This window comes from Halothiobacillus neapolitanus c2 (assembly GCF_000024765.1).
GTDB lineage: Bacteria > Pseudomonadota > Gammaproteobacteria > Halothiobacillales > Halothiobacillaceae > Halothiobacillus > Halothiobacillus neapolitanus.
The window spans coordinates 793,909-815,584 of the sequence record NC_013422.1 but is presented as its reverse complement, the minus strand read 5'-3'; the positions used below and the strand labels follow the sequence as shown (position 1 = coordinate 815,584).

Below are 21,676 nucleotides of genomic sequence, written 5' to 3'. Positions count from 1 at the left end.
TACGAACAGCCTAGTTAAATTAAATATAGATCATCAAGCAAGCGAGGGACCGGGGCAGCACATCAACGTCCCTGATATACTCCCGAGTCCTTTGAAGGCGACATCATAACGAATATCTATGAATCCTAATAATCTTCTTGCGATGGCAAAACAGGTCATCGACATTGAAGCGCAAGCCTGCCAAGCCTTGAGCGCTCGACTCGATCACCAATTCATCACCGCCTGCGAGTTGATGCTCAAGTGCGATGGTCGAGTGATTGTCATCGGCATGGGCAAGTCGGGTCACATCGGCGGAAAAATCGCGGCGACGCTCGCCAGCACGGGCACACCGGCCTTCTTCGTTCACCCCGGTGAAGCCAGCCACGGCGATTTGGGCATGATCACGCGGCGCGATGTCGTGCTCGCCTTGTCCAACTCGGGCGAAACCGCAGAAATGCTGGCCATCCTGCCCGTAATCAAACGCTTGGGTACGCCCTTGGTGGCACTGACCGGTCGGCCACAATCCACGCTCGCCAAGGCGGCAGAAGCACATTTGGATGTATCCGTTGAACGCGAAGCCTGCCCGCTCAATCTCGCACCAACCGCCAGCACCACGGCGGCACTGGTCATGGGGGATGCCCTGGCTGTCGCCCTGCTCGACGCGCGCGCCTTCCAGCCGGAAGATTTTGCGCTCTCACATCCCGGCGGTACGCTGGGTCGCAGGCTCCTGCTTCGGGTTCAGGATGTCATGCATACCGGAGACCGGATACCGAGGGTCATGCACAACCAGACCATCAAGCAGGCGCTGATCGTGATTTCATCCGGTGGGCTTGGCATGACGACCATCGTGGACGAACAGCAAAAACTGCTGGGTCTGTTTACCGATGGTGATCTGCGCCGGATTCTCGATCAGGAAGAGTACGATCTGAACCAACCGATCGAACGCGTGATGATTCGCAACCCGCGCACCTGCACAGCGGATAAACTGGCGGCCGAAGCGCTTGCCATCATGGAGCGGGACAAGATCAACGGCCTGATTGTGACCGATAATCAATCCCACGTGATCGGCGCACTCAATATGCATGATCTTCTTCGCGCGGGCGTGGCATAGGCCATTAAACCAACAGCGAAACACTGGGCAGAACACGATGAAAAAACCTGATTTACTGAGCCGCCTGCGGGCAGTCCGCGCTCTGATTCTGGATGTCGATGGCGTGCTGACCGATGGTCGACTGCACTTCACCGAGCACGGCGAGGAACACAAGGTATTCCATTCCCGAGACGGTCATGGCATCAAGATGGCGCAGAAAATCGGCATCGAAGTCGCGATCATTTCCGGGCGTGCTTCGCCAGCCCTAAGGCACCGCGCAGATAATCTGGGCATTACTCATTGCCTGATCGGTGTTCGCGACAAGGGAGCGGCAATCGAAACATTAGCGGCAACACTGGGCATTCGCCCTGAAGAGTGCGCCGTGATGGGCGATGACGTGATCGACCTGCCCATGCTCAACCGCGCCGGTGTCAGTGTGACCGTGGCGGACGCACCGCGCCTGATCCAATCCAGGGTTGACTGGGTCACCCATCTCGGCGGTGGGCAAGGCGCCGTACGTGAACTCATTGATCTGTTGATCGACGCACGGGATGCCTGGCCGACCGTGTTGGCCGATTACCAGTAACGCTATCATTATGTCGTTTCAGCAAGTCGGACAATTCTTTATCGCCGCAGCGCTGTTCGCCCTGCTGGGAATCCTAGTGTGGAAAAACTATATTGCGCCAAAGCAGGAAGTGGCTACAACACCCGCCGCATTCGACCAACGATTCAGCGACTTTACCGCGCGGCAATTCAACCGGAAGGGCGCGCTCGATTGGACGGTCAGCGGCAGCCAACTCAATCACCTGACCGACGACAAGGGCTACCGCTTCAACCAGGTCGAGTGCCTGCTTGAGAGCAAAGAAAATAATGCACCGCCGTGGCGGCTATCCGCCCCGACAGGATCGGCTGACGAGCGCTTGACTTCGGTGGAACTGACCGGCGGCGTTGAAGGACATCGTGCCGCCAGTGGGAATCAGGGAGCGTTGGTTTTCAGCACTCAAACCATGACGATCCAGCCACAGGAACAAAAAGCCGCCAGCACGGACCCGACGCGCCTTGCCGAAATGAATACCGATGGCCAGCCGCGCTGGACCAGCAACTCATCTGCATTCAATCTGAACTACAACAACCAGGTTTTCCAACAATCCAAGGTTCACGATCACTTCAATCGCCCCGTTTCCGCCAAAGTTAAGTCAGACACAAGCCAAGGAGCACAGCCCTGATGCACCAATCTAACACCGCTAACATTTGTTCGACTGGATGGACTTCCGCCTTGCTCATTCTTGGAATCATCGCCGGACTCATGACACCGACTGTTTTTGCCGCCAAAGCCGACCGCAACCAGCCGATCGATGTAACCGCGAATGAAAAGGTTACCGACTACAAGCAAGGCACCAGCATTTACACCGGCAATGTGGTCATCAATCAGGGCAGTCTGCACGCCACTGGCGACAAGGCGACCTTGTACGTAGAAAAAGGCGAACTCGTCCGCGCTGTACTTGAGGGCAAACCGGCCACATTCCAGGAACTGGATGACAAGGGCCAGCTGGTCAAGGGCAGCGCGAACGATGCCAATTACCTTGCCCAACAACAAAAAATCATCCTGACCGGCAATGCCAAGCTCGACCGTCAGGGCGACACGCTCAGTTCACAACAGATCACCTACGACATGAATGCCGAAGTCGTCAAAGCGGGCGGGAAGACCGGCGGAGAGCGTGTCCATGTTGTGATTCAACCACGCAGTAAAAATGCAGATCAACCACAAGACGGCAAACCTGCGGCTACAACACCATCTGCCAAACCATGAGCACGCGCACCACCAAGCCGATTCTGGTTGCCGAGTCGCTTGTCAAGCACTATGGCGCTCGTGCCGTGGTTCAGGGCGTGTCGCTTGAAGTCAATGCGGGTGAAATCGTCGGACTACTGGGGCCGAACGGTGCGGGCAAAACCACCAGCTTCTATATGATTGTCGGACTCGTGGCGGCCGATCAGGGGCAAATCTGGCTGAACGGCCGAGACATCACCTTAATGCCCGTCAACCAGCGCGCACAAATGGGACTTGGCTATCTGCCGCAGGAGGCATCTGTTTTCCGTAAACTCACCGTAGAGCAGAATATTCTGGGCGTACTGGAGTTACGGCGTGACCTGACCCGGGCACAACAACGCGACGAACTGGAAGGGCTGCTGCAGGAACTGCATATCCGTGCGATCCGACGTAGTTCCGGCCAGTCACTTTCAGGCGGTGAGCGACGACGAGTTGAAATTGCACGTGCCCTGGCCGCCAACCCACGCGTGATCTTGCTTGATGAACCGTTCGCCGGTGTCGACCCGATCTCGGTCATCGACATTCAGCGCATCATCCATCACCTGAAAGCGCGTGGCATCGCCGTTCTGATCACCGATCACAATGTGCGGGAAACATTGGGCGTATGTGAACGGGCATACATCGTATCCGACGGTAAAATCCTCGCCGAAGGCAGCCCACAGGACATTCTGGACAATCCACAGGTACGCGCCGTGTACCTAGGCGAACACTTCACACTATGAACGGTGCAAAAGCCACACGCAGACTGGTGGCGCTGGGACGATTTCAGTTAAACTGCATGACATGTTCATGACTATTTCTGACTGCTTGCAACCCGTTTTATCCGCCCGTTCTTTTGTACCGGTGCGGCGGTTGCGTGCGCCCGGATTGATCGGGGGTCACCGATGAAACCGGGACTGGAACTTCGCCTCGGGCAAAGCCTGGCAATGACACCTCAGTTGCAGCAGTCCATCCGCTTGCTGCAACTCTCGACGCTCGAACTGTCACTGGAAATCCAGCAAGCCGTTGATACCAATCCTTTGTTGGAAATCGCCGAAACCGACGAGTTTGGTGAAAGTGGCGAGGCCTTCAATGAAACCGGTGAAGCGGGTTCAACCCCCGAAGCTGATTTTCAGGAAGATCCCAATGCGGTCGCAGGCGAGGCGCTGCTGGCACCGAACAACGAACTGACACCGGACGACCCTTTCACGCTGGATACCCAGTGGGAAGACTATTACGAGGCCGATGGCAGCACCTCATTTAGTGCATCCGAACAAAACTTTGACGACTACGACCCGTATGCCACCACGTCAAACGGTGTGGAATCCCTGCGCGATCATCTCTTGAGCCAGATTCACCTGACGCACCTGACACCCCGCGATACTGCCGTCGCCACCGCCATCATCGAAGCGATCGACCCGACCGGTTACCTGGCCGATTCACTTGAAGACATCCAAGCCATGCTCAGTGAAGACTGGCCGGACATCGACCTCGAAGAGATCGGCACCATCCTCCATCTGGTGCAATCACTCGATCCGGTCGGCGTGGGTGCTCGCGACCTGAACGAATCGCTGAGTCTGCAACTACGTCAAAAACCCGTCGACACGCCTTATCTGGATATCGCTCTTCAAATTTGCGAACGGGACCTGATCGAGGCCATCGCGCAACGCGAGTACACCAAGGTACAACGAACACTCGGCATCGACCAGGCCGCACTGGAAGGCGCTCTGCTCCTTTTACAGGGCCTGAACCCGCGGCCAGGTGCGGATGTGGGTGCAGAAGCAGCCGACTACCTCATTCCCGATGTGATGGTAACGCTGCGCAACAATGTCTGGCACGTGGATCTCAATCCGGAAATCGCCCCCAAGTTGCGCGTCAACCAGACCTATGCACGGATGATCAACCGCAGTTCCCGCGGTGAAGATGCCAGCTACATTCGCAGCCATCTGCAGGAAGCGCGCTGGTTCATCAAGAGCCTGCGCAGTCGCAACGAAACACTACTCAACGTCGCGAGGGCCATCGTCGCGCGACAAACCGCCTTTTTCGAACAAGGCGAAACCGGTATGAAGCCGCTGGTTCTGCGGGAGATTGCAGAAGAGCTCTCCCTGCACGAATCCACGGTCAGCCGGGTGACCACTCAAAAATACATGCTGACCCCGCGTGGTACCTTCGAATTCAAATATTTCTTTTCGAGCCACGTGGGCACCAGCGATGGTGGCGAATGCTCGGCTACAGCCATTCGCGCCATGATCAAAAAACTGGTGAGCGAGGAAAATCCTCGCAAACCCTTGTCGGATGCCAAAATTGCCGACATGCTCATCGAACAAGGCATCGATGTCGCAAGACGGACGATAGCCAAGTACCGCGAGGCAATGGGCATTGCCTCGTCCACCGACCGTAAGCGCCTGATCTGAAGGCGAAAGGAGTAAATGATGCAAATTGAAATCACCGGCCATCACGTCGATATCACTGACGCGCTGCGCGATTATTGCCAAACCAAATTCGATAAGCTCAAGCGCCATTTCGACAAGGTGATCAATGTTCACGTCATCCTTACCGTTGAAAAGAAAGTACAAAAAGCGGAAGCCACTCTGCATATGAGCGGAAATGATGTGCACGCAGAAGCTGAATCCGAAGACATGTACGCATCAATTGACACACTGATCGACAAACTCGATCGCCAGATCATGAAACACAAAGAAAAAATGACCGATCACCGTTAACATTGCTAATGGGCCTGCCGTGGCAGGTAAACCTACTGGGCGGCAATCCATTTACTACAAGTAGATGTGATTGCTGGCCCATTTTTCTTGCTGGAAGATAAATTCGCGCTGACCGAAGTTGGGCTTGGCGTTGGTCAGATTCTCATCGACCAGAACCATGATCGGGCCATAAACAGCATGGGTGAAGATGTGGCCCGATAAAACGCCTTGAACTAAGAGTTAACGCACACTCATCGCGTTTTCGATGCCCTGATTCAGATTAAACGTATGAAATACCGGAAATTAAGGATGCCAGTGCTTTGTTTTAGGCGTATCCTCTGCCGCTTGTTTTACACAAACCAACTCATAGGCTTGAATGCTCGCTTATTGAGAAAAGCTCCGATCACAGGTGATTCATGATTATCGCTGATATGTTTCCATTACAGCGCATTTTGATTGACGAGGTCTATCAAAGTCGCAAACGAGTACTGGAAGTTCTTGCCGGATTGTTGGCGGATGACCAACTCGGCGGACAGGAGTCCACACGAATTTACGAAATCCTGATTGAACGCGAACGGCTGGGCTGCACGGCCATCGGCAAGGGCATCGCCATTCCACATGGCAGGGACGCGTCTACTCTGCGTCCTCGCGGCGCCGTCATCCGTCTGACCGAAGGCATTGATTTCGGTGCGATGGATAACCAACCCGTTCGTTTGATCATCGGGCTGATCGTACCTGCCGAATGTCCCGAAAATCATCTCGCGATTCTCGGCGTTCTTGCTGAGCATTTGTCCAATGAAGGCGACCTTGAAGCCATGATGCAGGCGCAAAGCCCCGAACGGATCCGAGGCCTTCTGATCGAATGGCTCAGCCCGCTCACCACGCCTGACGAATAATCGACCCTCACGAAGACGCGCCGGATGTCCATCCCGATGCCCCAACCTCAAATTCTCCCGCTTGAATTCGAAGCGACCGGAGTACGCAACCATCCGGTGTACGAGCGATTGTTCAATCCCGAATTCCGGTTTGCTCGCTTCAACCCGTTGGAGCCGCAGCCCATCGGCCTGCTGGATAAATCACTTCGCGCCGCCATCACGGCTCGAAAGGAACCCTTAACGAATCAACCACTCACGTACATTCTGACGGACTGTACGGCTGAGGAAGCGACTGAGTGGGTTCGACAACAAACCACGTCCAACTCGACTTTTCTGCATACCATTGAAAATGCCGCAGCCGTGACAGCTTGGCTCTTTGCCGAACGGAGTCAGCAAAATCGGCAATGGCAGCACGGCGTTTTCATGGAAGTGGCTGGCTCCGGCGTACTGATCACGGGTGCGTCGGGAATCGGCAAAAGCGAGCTGGCACTCGAGCTGTTATCGCGTGGACATCGGCTGATTGCTGACGATGCCCCTTACTTCATCCGTGGGCATCAGGGCATCGAGGGTCATTGTCCGGATAACATTAAAGACCTGCTGGAAGTTCGCGGCCTTGGCATCATCAACGTCCGCTCACTCTTTGGCGACAACGCACTCAAACCCCACAAAAATCTGCGTCTGCTGATCGAACTCTATGCTGCCGATCATAAAAACATCCATGCCGACGACCGTCTGCGCGGTGAGCGAGGCCAAATCATGATCTGCCAAGAAATGATTCCGCTCTTTCGATTGCCGGTTGCACCCGGTAGAAACATCGCCGTATTTGTCGAAACGGTTGTGCGGCAGCATAATCTGGAACGTACCGGCAACGATTCAACCAGTCCGGGCCGAATCCCCATAGCGTAGCCCCCGGAGCACCATGAACTTCACAATTAAAACGACCCGCGAGATCTCGGCTTGAGCGCCTTGGTAACGAACAAACTACGAAAGCCGAATCAATCGGCCATGGTGTTCATCGTGACCGGCCAATCGGGGTCAGGTAAATCTGTCGCTCTGGCTGCGCTCGAAGATGCGGGCTTTTACTGCATCGATAACTTGCCGCCTGAACTGCTAGACAACCTGCTGCAAATTTATCAACAAGGGGATATTCAAGCCCAGGGCATTGCCATCAGCATTGATGCGCGCTCTCCAGAACCGGCCTTGCGCGATCTACCGAAACGAATCGAGAAACTGAAAACAGATTATCCGCAACTGGCAATTCAAAGCCTGTTTCTTGAGGCCAGCGAAGCCCGTATTGTCGCCCGTTTCAGCGAAACCCGACGACGCCATCCGCTCTCCAACCGCATTGAAAACCTGGTCGAAGCCATTAATCAGGAAACGGAACTGCTGCTCCCCATGCGTGCACAGGCCGATCTGATCATCGATACCAGTCACACGACCATCCACCAAATCCGGGAAGATATTTCCCGACGTGTGATCGGGCGTGATTCGTCCGGTCCGAGCATTATGCTGCAATCGTTCGGGTTCAAGCACGGCATCCCGCTAGACAGCGATTTTCTATTTGATATCCGATACCTGCCAAATCCACACTGGGTACCCGTACTACGACCCTTTAACGGCAATGACCGCGTGGTGATCGATTACCTCGAACAGCACCCAATCACCCACAAAACCCGCGGATACCTCAGAGACTTTTTAAGCAATACGCTCAGCGAACTGGTGCGCACCGATCGCAGCTACGTTACCTGCTCGATCGGCTGCACAGGCGGCAAACATCGTTCAGTCTATCTGGTTGAACAATTGTTCGACGACTTGCGCCCGCGCTTTGATCACCTCATTATCCGCCATCGTGATTTAGGGAACCTCTGATTGAATCCTTCGTGGCCGAGACGAGCTTTTGAGGGATGAGTCGCAAGGCGCGTCGCGAAACGAATGGTTATTCCATTCGTAAGCGGCGCAACACAGCGAATCGCCCTCAAAAGCCCGTCCCATGCGGGTTGCCGCCCAAAAGCCGCAACACTTCGTTATCGGCCTTGGCATCGTAGCGTAAACTACGACCTTCGGCCTTTGCCTCGTTTTGCGGCTTTTGGATCAGCAACTCGGCTCACGAGGGATTCAATCAGAGGTTCCCCTAGGTGAACGCTGAATGTCAGCATTCACCGTTTGGGGCAGGATGCCCCAACGCGAACAACGATGTAAATCGTTGATTCGCGAAAATTGTTGCGGATGTGCACCGCAACAAGCCGAGCTGGAAAATCTATGGATGGATTTTTCAGCATCCAATTGAATCGGAGCGAAAATGACCGTTGGAATTTTATTGATCTGCCATAACCATATCGGCGCGCAACTGCTGGAGACAGCGACGGACATGATGGAAGTAGCACCCATCCCGGCAGGCAACCTGAGTGTTTTGCAGGATGATGACCCCATCGAATTACTGAGCCGAGCGCGCAAAAGGTTGGCTGATCTTGATCAAGGCGATGGTGTATTGGTACTGACCGATATGTATGGTTCCACACCGTCCAACATTGCCCATCGCCTCAAGGAAAAAAATCGCGTTCATGTCATATCCGGCGTCAATCTGCCGATGGTCGTTCGCGCGATGAACTATCCCCAACTAAATCTGGCCGACATGACCGAGCGTGTCGCCTCCGGCGGACGCGAGGGGATTATTGAAGGCGATGCAGTCTGATGCATACCGAATCGATAGAAATCATCAACAAACTCGGTCTGCATGCACGCGCAGCGGCCAAATTCTCCACGCTCGCCTCACAGTTTGAATGCACAATTCAGGTGGAACATCTGGGCAGAACCGTCAATGGCAAGTCCATCATGGGGCTGATGATGCTGGCCGCCGCCCGCGGCACGACCATCACGATCAGCACCGATGGTGACGACGAACAGGCCGCCATGGCGGCACTGAATCAACTGATCGCCCAACGTTTCGGTGAACCTGAATAAAGCTATTCCTGAATCAACCTTTCTGGTCGCAAAGCCAGTTGTAAAGATCGCGGCACGGGATTTGGCTCACCGCAACACGAAGCCGCCAACACTTCCGCCAGCAGAGGGCACCAGGTCAAGCCCCTTGATCCGTGACCGGTATTGACCATCAATCCGGATTGACCGGGCATCTCGCCGACAATCGGCAAGCGATCCCGGCTTGTTGCACGAAGCGAAACGCGCCCCTGATGTTCTGCATCATCTTGAATTGTTGGCGTAACCAGATCCGCGGACAGTGCAGCCAGTCGCTCCTGATTTTCCATTCGCTCATCAAAACGCCACGACAAGTCCTGATCACCCGGCTTGAAGCTGGCGCCGAAAAGCCGCCGACCATCCGGCAAATCCAGCATGTAACCCTCGCGCATTAGCGGCATTTGAGCAAGCTCAAGCCCAAGGTGATCGCTTCTGTCAATCCAATCTACCTGCCCCCGACAGGCCGTAAGCACGGATTCGAATTCCGGCAAAAGAGTCGCAACGGCCCCCGCATTCGCCAACACGACACAAGACGACGAAAACAACTCCTCGCCCGAAACCGAATAACCACACCAGAGGCCATCCTCGAAGCGCAGATCGGCAACGTCCGTGTTCTTACGAAGGGAAATCCCAGGGTGTGCCTGCAAGGCCGCTAGCCAGTCGCGTGGCGACACCCATCCGGCGGAAGGGAAAAGCCATCCCGGTTCCGTGACCTCTATCCCCACCTTACCGGACAAGACCGACGAATCGAGCCATTGCGCAAATTCCGGCGCGTAGCTTTGCTCGTCGGCGATTTGCTGTTGCCGCTGGGCATGAATGGTGTCACGGGCAAGCTGCACAACGCCATCAAAGGCGGCGGGCACGCTGAATTCCGCCTGCTGCAACTGTTTGATCTGTTCCCGCGCGAATCCCAAACCCATTTGGGTCAGCAAAGTGGCCGCATGGCAATCCCGGCTCAACAAGGGCGACAGCACACCCGCCGGGTTGCCTGAAGCACCATCGCCGAGCGTGGCCGCGGCATCGATTACGGTTACGTCAACCTGCCTTCGGGCTAGGGCATACGCCGTGGTCAAGCCCGCAATCCCCGCGCCGATCACCACAACCGATGTCGGCGGTTTTTCCTGACGAGGTTTGCGACTGCGCATCATGTGCCGCCGTACGGCCACCAGACGGTGCTTTTTGAGGCCGAATCCGGGCACTTTTTCAACAAGAAAGCCTGCGGCGGTGAGCCCTTGGGCCACGGCATTGGCCGATGAATAGGTGGCAACTCTGGCCTCATCCGCGGCCAGTCGAGCCAAGGCACGGAATATGTGCGGCGACCACATGGCGTCGTTCAGGCGCGGGCTGAATCCATCCAGATAAAAGGCATGAAACGGCGCATCGAGTTGCCTTAACGCCCACTCGACATCACCGAACACCAGTGTCAGCACAACCCGACCACCGGAAAGGAATCGGCGGTGAAATCCCGTCACGGGATCAGGCCATTGTTCTGCCAGCTCGACCACGAGCGGCGCCAATTCGGGCCATCGCGTGGCCAACTTGAGGAAATCGCCACGTGACCACGGATGCTTTTCGATCGAATAGAACAACAAATCTGGCTTTAACCCATGGGTCGGATTGGGTTCCGGTGCGTGTTGCAGAAAGGAAGCCCAAGTCGTCAGAAAACTCAAACCCGTACCGAAACCCAGTTCAAGTACATGCGCGGGCGTTCCGGCTGCAAATCGCGCGGGCAAGGCGCATCCTTCCAGAAACACGGCCTTCTTCTCCGCCAGACCACCCGCCGCCGAGTAATAGATATCGCCATAATCGGGCGAGTACGGACTGCCATCGCTGCGCCATTGCACGTCGGCCCATGAAATCGCGCAGGGAGAAATCGTCATAAAATCAAACCAAACAGCGGGTTGTGCATTCGAACGCCCGATAGCAAGATCAAAAAAGCCAGATATTGGGCCAAACAACAGAACAGAACCTGACCGGGCTGCTAAAATTCGCCCCATCTTAAATGACTCTGGTTAGATTAACCGAAGGATAAACGCATGTGCGGAATCTGTGGCTGGCTGGCCGCGCCCGGCTCGCGCCCCGATCTTGGAGCTGTGCGGCGCATGATGGATCGACTGGAGCGACGTGGCCCCGACCACGAGGGTAGTTTTTCCGATGGCCCGCTGGCGCTGGGACATCGCCGCTTATCGATTCTGGATTTGAGCTTTCACGGCGCGCAACCCATGATCGACCGGGAAAACGGGCTGGCTTTGGCGTTTAACGGCACCATCTACAACCATCCCGAGTTGCGTCAGGAACTGCGTGCATTGGGGCATCGCTTTACCTCCACTGGCGATACGGAGGTCATTCTCAAGGCATTTGCCCAATGGGGCACCGATTGCGTCGGCCATCTGACCGGCATGTTCGCCTTCGCCATCTGGAATCTGAAGACCGGCGCCCTGTTTCTGGCGCGCGACCGCCTGGGCATCAAACCGCTGTATTACACCGAAGACCCGGCCAACCCCATGGCCCCGCTGCGCTTTGCTTCCAGCCTGCCCGCCCTGCTCGCGGGCGGTTCGGTTAATACCGAATTCGACCCGATCGCGCTGCACCATCAATTCACCCTGCACGGGTCGGTACCCGCGCCACATACGATATTCAAGGGTGTGCGCAAACTGGCCCCCGGCCATAGCCTGCTGATCGATGCGGCGGGCAAAAAAACGCTGACGCGGTACTGGCAAATCGACGCGACCGAGCGCCACGATCTGGACGCGCAGCAATGGCAGGAACAGATTCACGCGGGCTTGCTCAAGGCCGTGAAGCGACGACTGGACATCAGCGATGTCCCGGTGGGTGTGCTGCTCTCCGGCGGCTTGGATTCATCCCTGATCGTGGCCTTGGCGCACGAAGCGGGCATCGCGCCGCAAACGTTCACCATCGGTTTTGAGGATCAGCCGGAAGAAAAAGGCAGCGAATTTGAGTTCTCAGACCCAGTCGCCGAACGCTACCAAACCAAACACCACCGTTTTCACATTCCCAACAGTCAGGTACTGGAACGTCTGCCCGAAGCGGTTGCGCAGATGAGCGAGCCGATGTTCGCGCAGGATGCAGTGGCGTTTTATCTGCTGTCGGAACAAGTTTCCCGCGAAGTAAAAGTCGTCTTGAGCGGCCAAGGCGCCGATGAAGTGTTCGGCGGCTATTTCTGGTATCCGCAGATGAATGCCGCCGTCGGTGACGATTTATCCCGATTCGCGCCCTACTATTTTGATCGCGATCACAACGAACTCATGTCGATGATCACCGCGCCCTTCCGTGGCGAAGACCATACCAGCCGCCGAATCCGCGATGAACTGTCGCGCATTCGCGGGAGCAACTACATCAATCGCGTCCTCGGACTCGATGTCAGCACACTGATTGTCGATGACCCGGTCAAACGCGTGGATAACATGACGATGGCCTGGGGGCTGGAGGCCCGCGTGCCGTTTCTCGACCACGAACTGGTTGAACTCGCCATGCAGATGCCGGCAGCATACAAGCTTGATCTGGATGGGAAAGGCATGCTCAAACGCATCGCGCGTGGCCGTATCCCGGATGCGGTCATCGACCGACCCAAGGGCTATTTTCCGGTGCCTGCCCTCAAATTTGTTCGCGGCCCGTTTCTTGAGTTCATGCGCGAGATTTTAAGCTCGCCCACGGCACAGGCCCGGGGGCTATTTGAGCCCACTTACGTGAACCGATTACTGGCCGAGCCCGACCGGCATTTCACCCGTTTACAAGGTGCAAAACTCTGGCATCTGGCAGTGTTTGAACTGTGGTTGCAGCAGAACGGGATTTAACGCCGAAGTGGGGAATCAGTCCGACAATTCGATCTTGGCTGGCAATCCCGCGATCCAGCCCTGCTCCGGTTTGATCATCACTTCCAGTCGGTAATTCATAACTTCGTCCTGATTGCTCTGCGGTTCGCTGACGATCCCAACCAGCCTTCCCTCAACCTTGGCCTGAACCTTGGCCTCAACCTTGGTCTGAGCACTGGCCTGCCCGACCAATACATTCATTTTCTGCCCGAGTGACAGGTGTGATGCCACATCGGCAGACGCATTGGCGACGGCCAACATTTCATCCGATCGGGCAATGCGCAGCAGGACAGGTGCATTCAGTTCGCTGGAAACTGTTTCACCCACCGCCGTATCAACACTCAAAATCCGAGCGGGATAGGGAGCCGTCAGTGTCGAGCTGCCCAATTCCCACTGCCGCAAATCGGCTCTGGCGCGGGCTTCATTCAAGCTGGCCTCGGCCTGTTCCTGCTTGATCAGTGCTTCCTGACGCTCGGATTCCGAAGCCACGGTGCGGTCGTAAAGTTGCTGAGTTCGCTCCGCGTCGCGCTTGGCCTCGGCCGCTGCGCGCACCAAGCCTGATCTTATCGCCACGGCGGCGGCCATCCTGTCTGCGAGCGGTTTACGATCCAGTCGGAGTAATACGGCACCCTGTTTGACCTGTTGCCCCGGTTGAACCGGGATTTGGGTCACTACGCCGGATACCGGAGTCGAAAGCCGAGTTACCTCGGCCCACGCTAGATGTCCATCCAAGGTTTGCGATTCATCTGCAGCAAAAGCGGGGCTAACAGCTCCGACAAGTGACAAAATCAGGGGCACTAGAATCAGGGAAAGGTTTGCTTTCACCCCGGCTCGACCGGTTGTTTCGCGCGTCGTTAAATTCAAGTTCATTTTTTTGGCTCCGCTGAGGCAGATGGCGACGAAGTTAAAATCGAATCGATGGGTTGCCCTTGCATACTTGCCAGCTCAGCCCAGTACGTGGCCAGTGCAAAGGTTGTTCGCATCCGTTCCAACTGCGCGGCTGATTCTTCAACCATCGCATCGCCGAGATCGGTGGCTTTTTCCATCTGGTACAAGGTTTGTTTGCGGGTGAAGTTGAGATCGGAATAATTCTCCAACGCCTTAACGCGACTGATGGCAGCCTTGCGGTATACGTCGATCATTTCAAGCACATTGGTCACCTGATCACGCAGATCGGCCTCACGCGTCGCAATCTGCGCGGCAAGTCGCATTCTGTCGGCCTGTGCTTTACCGATTTTCGAATCACGCAGACGCCCGTCGTATAGTGGAAAATCGATATACACCCCCGCTCGGAAGGGGTCGCGCGAGCCCAGTTCCCGCTGGTAGTAATCACCATTGACTTGGGCATAGATGGTGGGTGCATTGTGGTCTCGTGCGGCCCGCAGTGATTGTTCAGCAGCATCGTAACGAGCATGCAACGCCTGAAGCCCGGGATCATCGGCCAGAGCCCGTTTCATTGCCTCATCCAAGGCGGGGGGCGTACGTGCGAACAGGGCCGTCAATTTTGGCGCCACCAGTTTGGAGGGAATCTGCTGCGGCGTACCCATGAGTTCAGCCAGTTTCCTGCGGCTGATTCGACGCTCCGCGTCGGCTTTGGCGCGCGCGAGGAGGACGTCCTCATATTCCCGCTGCAAGCCTGCCAGATCGTAATCGGACGCCATACCCAGCTCTTTTCGATCCTTGGCCTTGTCAAAGCGTACATACACGATCGCCATGCGCTCATTGGCAACCGTGTAGGTTTGGTCGGCCAGCAATACGCCGAAGAACGCTTTGAGAATGGCGAGGCGCTGGGCCTGCTCGACATTAAAGCGTTGCAACTGTGCACCGGTGACGCCTGATTTGGCTGCGTCGGCTCGCAGGGACTGACGACCGAAATCATACAGGCGCTGGCGGGCACTGATGCCCAGTGCGTTGTCGTATTTTACATTTTGATCGGTTGCCGCATTGCTGGGCTGAATGTAACGCAACCGCCCTTCAACCGAGATGGTCGGGTCGTACCAACTTTGCACTTCTTGTTGGTCTGCCTTGGCACCGAGCACATCGGCCTCGGCACCCATCACGCCATATTGCTGCTGCAATGGAACACTCAAGGCGGCCTGCAAAGTCAGGGGCGATGCGGCCCCATCGTCCGCCTGTACGCCACGACCACTCATCACAACCAAGCAAACTACCGCCCAAATCACTTTAGCGGGTCGAAAAATCATAGAAATCCGTCCTTACATTTAACGCTTAATCGGTCCAGTGACAGTCATCGAGACGGAGAGCGTTACTCGCTGTGCTCCTTGCGGTATTTGAAGAAGTTCATGCCTGGTTGTTTGTACGCACCGCTGGTCACAAATTTAGCCAGAGTCAGAAACTCCTCTGCCGAGCGGGTCGGGCCGGTGAACAAGGTCGCCACCTTGCCATCCGTATCGATGAAAGCCATGACCGGTGTGGCACGAACACGAAACTGCTTGAAGGCAAACTCTTTTTGCGAAATCGATTTACCTTGGAAATCCGTCATCATCACGTCGCCTTCGATATCGATCGATGCAGTGATGAAATGCTTTTTCATAAAGGCTTTGACGTCGGGATCGGTGAATACGGTTGTTTCCATTCGATGGCAGAAGGGGCAATCGGCCATCTGAAAAAACAAAAACACGCCCGTTTTGCCATCTGCCTTGGCCTGTTTGAGATCGGCGGGCATATCGTAGAAAGAGTCGTCCCAGAAACCATCGGCATGAGCCACCGGCAGCCAAAAAGCCGAACCGAGAAAACTCAGGCTCAACACCAGAGCCGCCATCAATCGACGACCGATGTTTGCAAAACCATTCGACACATTGATTGCGGGTTGACCGGTTCCTTCGAACGTACTGTTCATACGCATGCTCCTCGTCTTTCAATTGATCCCGATCTGACGCCGGGTTTGTTTCTTTCAGGAATTGTTCTTGATCATCTGCATCAGCTGTTGCGCCGTTATGGCACCAACGTGTCGTGCTACCAGTTCACCCTGAGGATTGATCAGAAAAGTCGTCGGAATCCCGGGGATATTGCCAAAAACAGAGAGTTTCTGTGGATTCATCTTGAAAATGGGGTAGCCGATCTGATGTTCCTGGGCAAACATCGATAGTTCATCGGGCGAAGCCGCCATATCAACACTCAAACCCCACACTTTGATGTGATCCTTAGCGTGTTCTTTGTCAAATGCGGCCAGCTCGGGTAATTCCTTGCGGCAGGGCGGACACCAGGTGGCCCATATATTGATGACAACCCAGTTCCCACGCTCGTTACTCAGTGTGTGCGTCTTGCCGTTGACATCCTGGGCTGAAAACTCGAAAGGCGCGGAAAATACGGGTGATGCCAGCATCAAAAGCAACAAACCACTCAGTACATGTCGCCAGACTGATGTATGCAGAATCGCTATCGTGAATCGGGGACTTGGGCGCATATTTTTCTCTCAAATTTGTGTGTTGTCTGGGTAGCTTTGCTCTTTGCAAGCCATCGATTGGTGAGAAAGCGAATCGGACTCCCTGTCACTCGATAAAAATGTTTTCCGTATGAGATCGGCAACTGGCGCCAAATTGTCTATTATATTGGGCCTTTTGACCGCAACACATGCAAATTCGCCCAGCTCGGCAAGCTGCCTGGGAAGTAATGTTACCAAGTTTCCCCAATCTCAATTTCAGGAACATCCGTCAAGCATGACCGACATCCTCGTACTTTATTATAGCCGTTACGGCGCAACGGCACGTCTCGCCCACCAGGCCGCTCGAGGAATCGAACAAGTGGATGGCATGCAGGCCCGAATCCGTCGCATCCCGGCGATAGCGGATGCAAGCGGCAACACACCAGAACTTGCAGCCGACGAACCGCCGATTGTCACGCCACAGGACTTCGAGGAATGCGCCGGTTTGCTGCTAGGCAGCCCTACCTATTTCGGCGGCATGGCGGCACCTGTCAAACACATGATTGACGACACCAGTCGCCAATGGTTCAAAGGAACACTGACCGGCAAGCCTGCGGGCGTGTTCACATCAACCGGTTCCATGCACGGTGGGCAGGAGACCGTTTTGCTTTCGATGATTGTTCCGCTGTTGCACCACGGCATGCTCATCGTCGGGATTCCCTATGCCGAACAAGCACTGGCGCATACCCAGACCGGCGGCACACCGTATGGTGCCAGTCATACCGCAGGCAATAATCGCCCCCTGAGCCAGGAAGAACGCCATCTCACTCAGGCACTCGGTCAACGCGTGGCTGAAGTGGCGAAATCGCTCGTGGCATCGAAGTCTTAAGTGGCTCCCGAACGTCTTCGGCTGCTGCGCGGCCTCATTATCGCCGCGCAACCATTGATCGTACTTTCCTACGTCGGCATGGCCTTCTGGGGAATCGGAATGGCTCGGCCACAAGGCGCGTGGCTCATCGTGCTCATCCTGCCCGCATTACTCTCGTTACCTGGGATGTGGTTGGGTCGATACCGCGCATTTGTCTGGGCGGCACTGTTTGACTTGTTCTACCTGATGATCGCCACGACAGATGCTTGGAGCAGCCCGCACGACCGAAGGTTCAATCTTGCCATTGTTGTGTTTTCACTCACGGGTTTCATCGCTGCTTGGATTCAGGGAATCGTTTTGCGTCGACAGTCCAAACGACAAACCAGATAGCCCACCGGCCAAAAGCCAAGCAAATCATCTCAAATATTGTTTAAGATGAGCTCAGCAGAACCTTACACACCCGAAACAAAGGAAACCACCCCATGATTCGCAAATGCCTGTTTCCCGCCGCCGGCTACGGTACTCGTTTTCTACCGGCGACCAAGGTCATGCCCAAGGAAATGTTACCGATTCTCGACCGGCCATTGATTCAGTACGGGGTCGAGGAAGCCATGGAAGCGGGCATCAAGAACATGGCCATTGTCACCGGCCGGGGCAAGCGGGCGTTGGAAGATCATTTCGATGTGAACTACGAACTCGAGCATCAAATACGCGGCACATCCAAGGCAAGCCTGCTCACCAGCATCGATAAACTTATCGAAAACTGCACTTTTTCATACACCCGCCAGATCGCCATGCTGGGTTTGGGCCACGCCATCCTCACCGGCGAGCCGCTGATCGGTAAAGAACCCTTCGCTGTTGTGCTGGCCGATGACCTTTGTGTAGGCAGTCCGAAAGGCGTACTGAGCCAGATGGTCGAAATATATGAGCGTCACAAGTGCAGCGTAGTGGCCGTTGAAGAAGTACCCATGACTGAAGTGCACAAATATGGCGTTATCGCGGGCACACCAATTGACGAGGACACGCTTCAGGTGAGCCAGATGATCGAAAAACCGGCCGCGGATCAGGCACCGAGCAATCTCGCCATCATCGGTCGCTACATCCTTACACCCGATATTTTCGATATTCTCGAAGCGACCAAGGCAGGGGCCGGCGGTGAAATCCAGCTCACCGATGCCTTGCGCACCCAGGCAGAACAAGGCAAAGTCGTTGCTTATAAGTTCAAGGGGCAACGTTTTGACTGCGGCAGCCCCTCGGGTTTTGTGGCTGCAACCAACCATTTTTACCATCTGAGCCGTCGTTAAAACCGGCATTTATCCTGAGGGCGCTAACGAATGCAAGTAGCTGAGAACAAAATCGTATCGATCGAATACACACTGAAAAACAATCAAGGCGAGGTGCTGGACAGCTCCGTAGGCAATGATCCGCTGGCCTACTTACATGGCCACCACAACATCATTTCCGGGCTGGAAAATGCACTGGCCGGGAAAAGCGTCGGTGATGCGTTCTCCGTCGAGATCCCCCCGGAAGAAGCATACGGTCTTCGCGACGAAAACATGACTCAGGTCGTGCCTCGCCATCTGTTTCAGGGTGTTGATGAAATTCAACCAGGCATGAAATTCCATGCCGAAGCCGAACATGGCGTCAACGTAGTGACAGTTATCGACGTGAAAGGCGATCAGGTTCACCTGGATGCCAATCACGAACTGGCGGGCGAAACCCTGCACTTCGATGTCGTTGTCAAGGATATTCGCGATGCCACGGCTGAAGAAATCGAACACGGCCACGCACACGGTCCGGACGGACACCACCACCACTGAGTCTGTCCACACGCTCGTTTGCAATCGCAACAAAAAACCCCGGACCTACTCCGGGGTTTTTTATGCGTTCGTTTCGCTCAATGTAGTCTGAGCGAACACGCACATCGATCGCTCAACTCGAATCACATGACTGTGGAAGTACGCTCCTGCAACACCCGGCCCTGATCCTGCCTGTCGGCATCACCGCCAACAGGACTATCGTTCCAGATATCCTCAAAAGCGACAAACACACTGGTAACTATCAACGGTAACAGCAGGATGAGACTCAACATCAGCGTGATTGGTACGGTCAAAAACAGAACGAACAGCACCAACGCATAAACCAGAAAGGCCGACCAATTACGGCCTACGGCACTGAAGCTTTGCGAGAAAGCCGAACGCAACGTCTCGCCACGCAGCACGATCAACGGCACGGCAAAAAAAGTAGCCATGCTGTACGCCACCGATGCAATCAAAATCCCGATCCAAAGCGCCCAGGCATCCGGATCCATCAGATAAGGGATCAAGAATCGTATCCGCTGCTCGTCATTCGCGGATGGATCGGTCAGCATCGAATGATCGACACCCGATAACTTGACGGTTACGAAGGTGGCCACAACCAGCAACAACGCCAATGAAAATGCGATGGAAACAAAACCCAACCAAAGCAGCGCCTTTCTCGGGGCCGGGTCCTTGAACACCGAGAAGAGCAAATCAAAGGAAATCGGCTGTTCGCTCGCCAACGGTTCGATACGTGATCGCTGTTCGATTTCACGAACACGCCGCAAGATCACATACACGCCACCGGCCAGAAACGGGGCCAATATTGGCGCGATAATGTTTCCAATCATCGGGATCATGCTGGCAACGAACAACAGCACGTACATCAGCAGCACAGTCCCGAGGACAAGGCCGAATCTCGGTCTGATTAAACGCCACGCTTCCTTGATCCACTGCCATCCACGGCCCGCATGCACACGTCGCATATGTCCTCACCTGTTCTATTGTTGTCAGCGCCCGTACCAAAAAATTTGGCAAGCAAGTGCGGCTAGGATAGCCTAATCGCCTCACTTTAATGCAGCTTCAATTCAGGTTTATTTATGTTCAAGGCAATATTATTCGATGTAGACGGCACACTGGCGGAAACGGAACGCGATGGTCACAGGGTTGCCTTCAACCGTGCTTTTGCCGATGCCGGACTGGACTGGAACTGGGGTGAGGCGCTGTATGGCGAACTGCTGACCGTAACCGGTGGCAAGGAGCGAATTCGTTTTTTCATTGATGAGCATCAACCCGAGTACCCCGCTCAATCCGATGAAGCGGCCTGGATCGCAGGTTTGCACAAAGCGAAGACCAAGCATTATCTCGAACTACTGGCTCAAGGCGCGATTCCGCTGCGTCCCGGTGTACGACGCCTGCTCGACGAAGCGCGTGCTCAAGGATTGCGTCTGGCCATCTCCACGACAACCACACCCGAAAATGTAACCGGACTACTCGAAGCCACGCTGGGCAAGGAATCTCTGGACTGGTTTGAAGTCATCGCCGCAGGCGACATCGTGCCGAAGAAGAAACCGGCGGGTGATATTTATGTCTACGCCCTCGAGGCAATGAACCTTCGTCCCGAGGAGTGTCTGGCTGTTGAAGATTCTGCCAACGGCGTCCTCTCGGCACGGGACGCGGGCGTACCTGTTCTGGTCACCGACAACGCTTACACGCAAGCGGATGAATTCAATGGCGCCCTTGCCGTGCTCAGTGATCTGGGCGAGCCGGGGCAACCGGTTGCCGTCCGCACGGGTTCGGGACCCAAATCCGGTTATGTTGATTGCGCTTATTTGCACAGCCTTGCTCAGGCAGTCTGAAGATCACGTTAAATACCACACTGACAAGCACAGGTTTCACGGTTACACTCCTGCTGGAACGTCACAATTGGGGACACTATGACTGCAAGCCATTCGACAAAAGCCAAGACCTTTGACTACGATCAATTCATTAATGAATTCGAGGAGGTCACCTATTGGCATTTTGCCTGGTACAGCCAGATCATGGCGGCCCTGCTTTTTGACCAAAGTAAGCACATTCAAGGCCATCACGACTGCAAATTTGGGCAATTTCTGGACCGCACGGAAATTCCTCCAGAGCTCAAAACTGAATTCGATGCGGTACGCAACTTGCACAAGCAGATGCACGAATCTGCGAGCGCTTTAATTGCAAGCCGTAATGACAGCAAGGAAGTCGAAGAGGAAATCTTCCAGGAATTCTCCGAACTGCAAAGCCTGTTTGCGGCTGCCTGCAATGCGCTTCTCCGTGTGGCCATTACACGATTTGCCAAGCAATCGTAATGTCGTCACTTATTTCATCCCTTGAT

Annotated in this window: 26 protein-coding genes; 20 read left to right on the top strand and 6 right to left on the bottom strand. The window is 55.1% G+C overall.

Annotated elements, in window-relative coordinates; all coding sequences use genetic code 11:
- Positions 1 to 118 precede the first annotated feature (118 nt).
- The 13 genes from HNEAP_RS03820 (at position 119) to HNEAP_RS03765 (ending at position 9,414) form a co-directional block, all read left to right on the top strand.
- A complete protein-coding gene (locus tag HNEAP_RS03820; RefSeq protein WP_012823641.1) occupies positions 119 to 1,090 on the top strand; it encodes a KpsF/GutQ family sugar-phosphate isomerase in 972 nt (323 codons plus the stop codon).
- Between the two features lie 37 nt (positions 1,091 to 1,127).
- Positions 1,128 to 1,655: a KdsC family phosphatase gene (locus tag HNEAP_RS03815; protein WP_012823640.1), complete on the top strand. Its 528-nt coding sequence runs from the start codon at positions 1,128 to 1,130 to the stop codon at positions 1,653 to 1,655.
- 10 nt (positions 1,656 to 1,665) lie between these two features.
- Entirely contained in the window at positions 1,666 to 2,295 is a 630-nt protein-coding gene (lptC, locus tag HNEAP_RS03810; RefSeq protein ID WP_012823639.1) for an LPS export ABC transporter periplasmic protein LptC, read from the top strand.
- Positions 2,295 to 2,879, top strand: a complete 585-nt coding sequence (lptA, locus tag HNEAP_RS03805) for a lipopolysaccharide transport periplasmic protein LptA (RefSeq protein ID WP_012823638.1) — start codon at positions 2,295 to 2,297, stop codon at positions 2,877 to 2,879. The genes lptC and lptA overlap by 1 nt, the downstream gene beginning before the upstream one ends.
- Positions 2,876 to 3,619, top strand: coding sequence for an LPS export ABC transporter ATP-binding protein (gene lptB, locus HNEAP_RS03800; protein WP_012823637.1), 744 nt, complete (start codon positions 2,876 to 2,878; stop codon positions 3,617 to 3,619). The genes lptA and lptB overlap by 4 nt, the downstream gene beginning before the upstream one ends.
- Before the next feature lie 162 nt (positions 3,620 to 3,781).
- Positions 3,782 to 5,290 carry an RNA polymerase factor sigma-54 gene (locus tag HNEAP_RS03795; RefSeq protein ID WP_012823636.1) on the top strand — a complete coding sequence of 503 codons (1,509 nt, stop codon included), beginning with the start codon at positions 3,782 to 3,784 and terminating at the stop codon, positions 5,288 to 5,290.
- An 18-nt stretch (positions 5,291 to 5,308) separates the two neighbouring features.
- Positions 5,309 to 5,599: a ribosome hibernation-promoting factor, HPF/YfiA family gene (gene hpf / locus HNEAP_RS03790; protein ID WP_012823635.1), complete on the top strand. Its 291-nt coding sequence runs from the start codon at positions 5,309 to 5,311 to the stop codon at positions 5,597 to 5,599.
- A gap of 66 nt (positions 5,600 to 5,665) precedes the next feature.
- Positions 5,666 to 5,800, top strand: a complete 135-nt coding sequence (locus HNEAP_RS13045; RefSeq protein WP_272866931.1) for a hypothetical protein — start codon at positions 5,666 to 5,668, stop codon at positions 5,798 to 5,800.
- Between the two features lie 194 nt (positions 5,801 to 5,994).
- Positions 5,995 to 6,474: a PTS sugar transporter subunit IIA gene (locus HNEAP_RS03785; protein ID WP_012823633.1), complete on the top strand. Its 480-nt coding sequence runs from the start codon at positions 5,995 to 5,997 to the stop codon at positions 6,472 to 6,474.
- Positions 6,475 to 6,510: 36 nt separating this feature from the next.
- Entirely contained in the window at positions 6,511 to 7,359 is an 849-nt protein-coding gene (locus HNEAP_RS12190; RefSeq protein WP_012823632.1) for an HPr kinase, read from the top strand.
- 51 nt (positions 7,360 to 7,410) lie between these two features.
- Positions 7,411 to 8,322: an RNase adapter RapZ gene (gene rapZ, locus HNEAP_RS03775; protein WP_243726300.1), complete on the top strand. Its 912-nt coding sequence runs from the start codon at positions 7,411 to 7,413 to the stop codon at positions 8,320 to 8,322.
- Positions 8,323 to 8,752: 430 nt separating this feature from the next.
- A complete protein-coding gene (locus tag HNEAP_RS03770) occupies positions 8,753 to 9,145 on the top strand; it encodes a PTS sugar transporter subunit IIA (protein WP_012823630.1) in 393 nt (130 codons plus the stop codon).
- Positions 9,145 to 9,414 carry an HPr family phosphocarrier protein gene (locus tag HNEAP_RS03765; RefSeq protein ID WP_012823629.1) on the top strand — a complete coding sequence of 90 codons (270 nt, stop codon included), beginning with the start codon at positions 9,145 to 9,147 and terminating at the stop codon, positions 9,412 to 9,414. Before HNEAP_RS03770 ends, HNEAP_RS03765 begins: the two co-directional genes overlap by 1 nt.
- 2 nt (positions 9,415 to 9,416) lie before the next feature.
- Here HNEAP_RS03765 and mnmC read toward each other — a convergent pair whose 3' ends face one another.
- Positions 9,417 to 11,306: a bifunctional tRNA (5-methylaminomethyl-2-thiouridine)(34)-methyltransferase MnmC2/FAD-dependent 5-carboxymethylaminomethyl-2-thiouridine(34) oxidoreductase MnmC1 gene (gene mnmC / locus HNEAP_RS03760; protein ID WP_166635975.1), complete on the bottom strand. Its 1,890-nt coding sequence runs from the start codon at positions 11,304 to 11,306 to the stop codon at positions 9,417 to 9,419.
- A gap of 156 nt (positions 11,307 to 11,462) precedes the next feature.
- Between mnmC and HNEAP_RS03755 the strand changes: the two genes are divergently transcribed.
- Positions 11,463 to 13,241: an N-acetylglutaminylglutamine amidotransferase gene (locus tag HNEAP_RS03755; protein WP_012823627.1), complete on the top strand. Its 1,779-nt coding sequence runs from the start codon at positions 11,463 to 11,465 to the stop codon at positions 13,239 to 13,241.
- A gap of 15 nt (positions 13,242 to 13,256) precedes the next feature.
- On the opposite strand, the gene HNEAP_RS03750 is transcribed toward HNEAP_RS03755, so the two are convergent.
- The 4 genes from HNEAP_RS03750 to HNEAP_RS03735 all read right to left on the bottom strand — a co-directional run bounded on the left by HNEAP_RS03750 (position 13,257) and on the right by HNEAP_RS03735 (position 16,686).
- Positions 13,257 to 14,129, bottom strand: a complete 873-nt coding sequence (locus HNEAP_RS03750; protein ID WP_012823626.1) for an efflux RND transporter periplasmic adaptor subunit — start codon at positions 14,127 to 14,129, stop codon at positions 13,257 to 13,259.
- Positions 14,126 to 15,463, bottom strand: a complete 1,338-nt coding sequence (locus HNEAP_RS03745) for a TolC family protein (RefSeq protein WP_012823625.1) — start codon at positions 15,461 to 15,463, stop codon at positions 14,126 to 14,128. Before HNEAP_RS03745 ends, HNEAP_RS03750 begins: the two co-directional genes overlap by 4 nt.
- A 62-nt stretch (positions 15,464 to 15,525) precedes the next feature.
- The gene (locus tag HNEAP_RS03740) at positions 15,526 to 16,119 is read right to left on the bottom strand and encodes a thioredoxin family protein (RefSeq protein WP_012823624.1); all 594 of its coding nucleotides are present in this window, start codon (positions 16,117 to 16,119) and stop codon (positions 15,526 to 15,528) included.
- Positions 16,120 to 16,173: 54 nt separating this feature from the next.
- A complete protein-coding gene (locus tag HNEAP_RS03735; protein ID WP_012823623.1) occupies positions 16,174 to 16,686 on the bottom strand; it encodes a TlpA family protein disulfide reductase in 513 nt (170 codons plus the stop codon).
- 253 nt (positions 16,687 to 16,939) lie between these two features.
- Here HNEAP_RS03735 and wrbA point away from each other — a divergent pair, with 253 nt between their 5' ends.
- The 4 genes from wrbA to HNEAP_RS03715 all read left to right on the top strand — a co-directional run bounded on the left by wrbA (position 16,940) and on the right by HNEAP_RS03715 (position 19,332).
- Complete coding sequence (gene wrbA, locus HNEAP_RS03730) at positions 16,940 to 17,533, top strand: NAD(P)H:quinone oxidoreductase (RefSeq protein WP_012823622.1); 594 nt, start codon at positions 16,940 to 16,942, stop codon at positions 17,531 to 17,533.
- Positions 17,534 to 17,902 (top strand): DUF2069 domain-containing protein, encoded by a 369-nt coding sequence (locus tag HNEAP_RS03725; protein WP_012823621.1) that lies wholly within the window; start codon positions 17,534 to 17,536, stop codon positions 17,900 to 17,902. It begins immediately after the preceding gene.
- A gap of 92 nt (positions 17,903 to 17,994) precedes the next feature.
- Positions 17,995 to 18,816 carry a UTP--glucose-1-phosphate uridylyltransferase GalU gene (galU, locus tag HNEAP_RS03720; protein WP_012823620.1) on the top strand — a complete coding sequence of 274 codons (822 nt, stop codon included), beginning with the start codon at positions 17,995 to 17,997 and terminating at the stop codon, positions 18,814 to 18,816.
- A gap of 30 nt (positions 18,817 to 18,846) precedes the next feature.
- Positions 18,847 to 19,332 carry an FKBP-type peptidyl-prolyl cis-trans isomerase gene (locus HNEAP_RS03715; RefSeq protein WP_012823619.1) on the top strand — a complete coding sequence of 162 codons (486 nt, stop codon included), beginning with the start codon at positions 18,847 to 18,849 and terminating at the stop codon, positions 19,330 to 19,332.
- Positions 19,333 to 19,454: 122 nt separating this feature from the next.
- On the opposite strand, the gene HNEAP_RS03710 is transcribed toward HNEAP_RS03715, so the two are convergent.
- On the bottom strand, positions 19,455 to 20,297 hold the full coding sequence (locus HNEAP_RS03710; protein WP_012823618.1) for a BPSS1780 family membrane protein: 843 nt from the start codon (positions 20,295 to 20,297) through the stop codon (positions 19,455 to 19,457).
- A 114-nt stretch (positions 20,298 to 20,411) separates the two neighbouring features.
- Between HNEAP_RS03710 and HNEAP_RS03705 the strand changes: the two genes are divergently transcribed.
- Both HNEAP_RS03705 and HNEAP_RS03700 read left to right on the top strand, forming a co-directional pair.
- The gene (locus HNEAP_RS03705) at positions 20,412 to 21,170 is read left to right on the top strand and encodes an HAD family hydrolase (protein WP_012823617.1); all 759 of its coding nucleotides are present in this window, start codon (positions 20,412 to 20,414) and stop codon (positions 21,168 to 21,170) included.
- Positions 21,171 to 21,248: 78 nt separating this feature from the next.
- A complete protein-coding gene (locus tag HNEAP_RS03700) occupies positions 21,249 to 21,650 on the top strand; it encodes a CZB domain-containing protein (protein WP_012823616.1) in 402 nt (133 codons plus the stop codon).
- Positions 21,651 to 21,676: the final 26 nt, after the last annotated feature.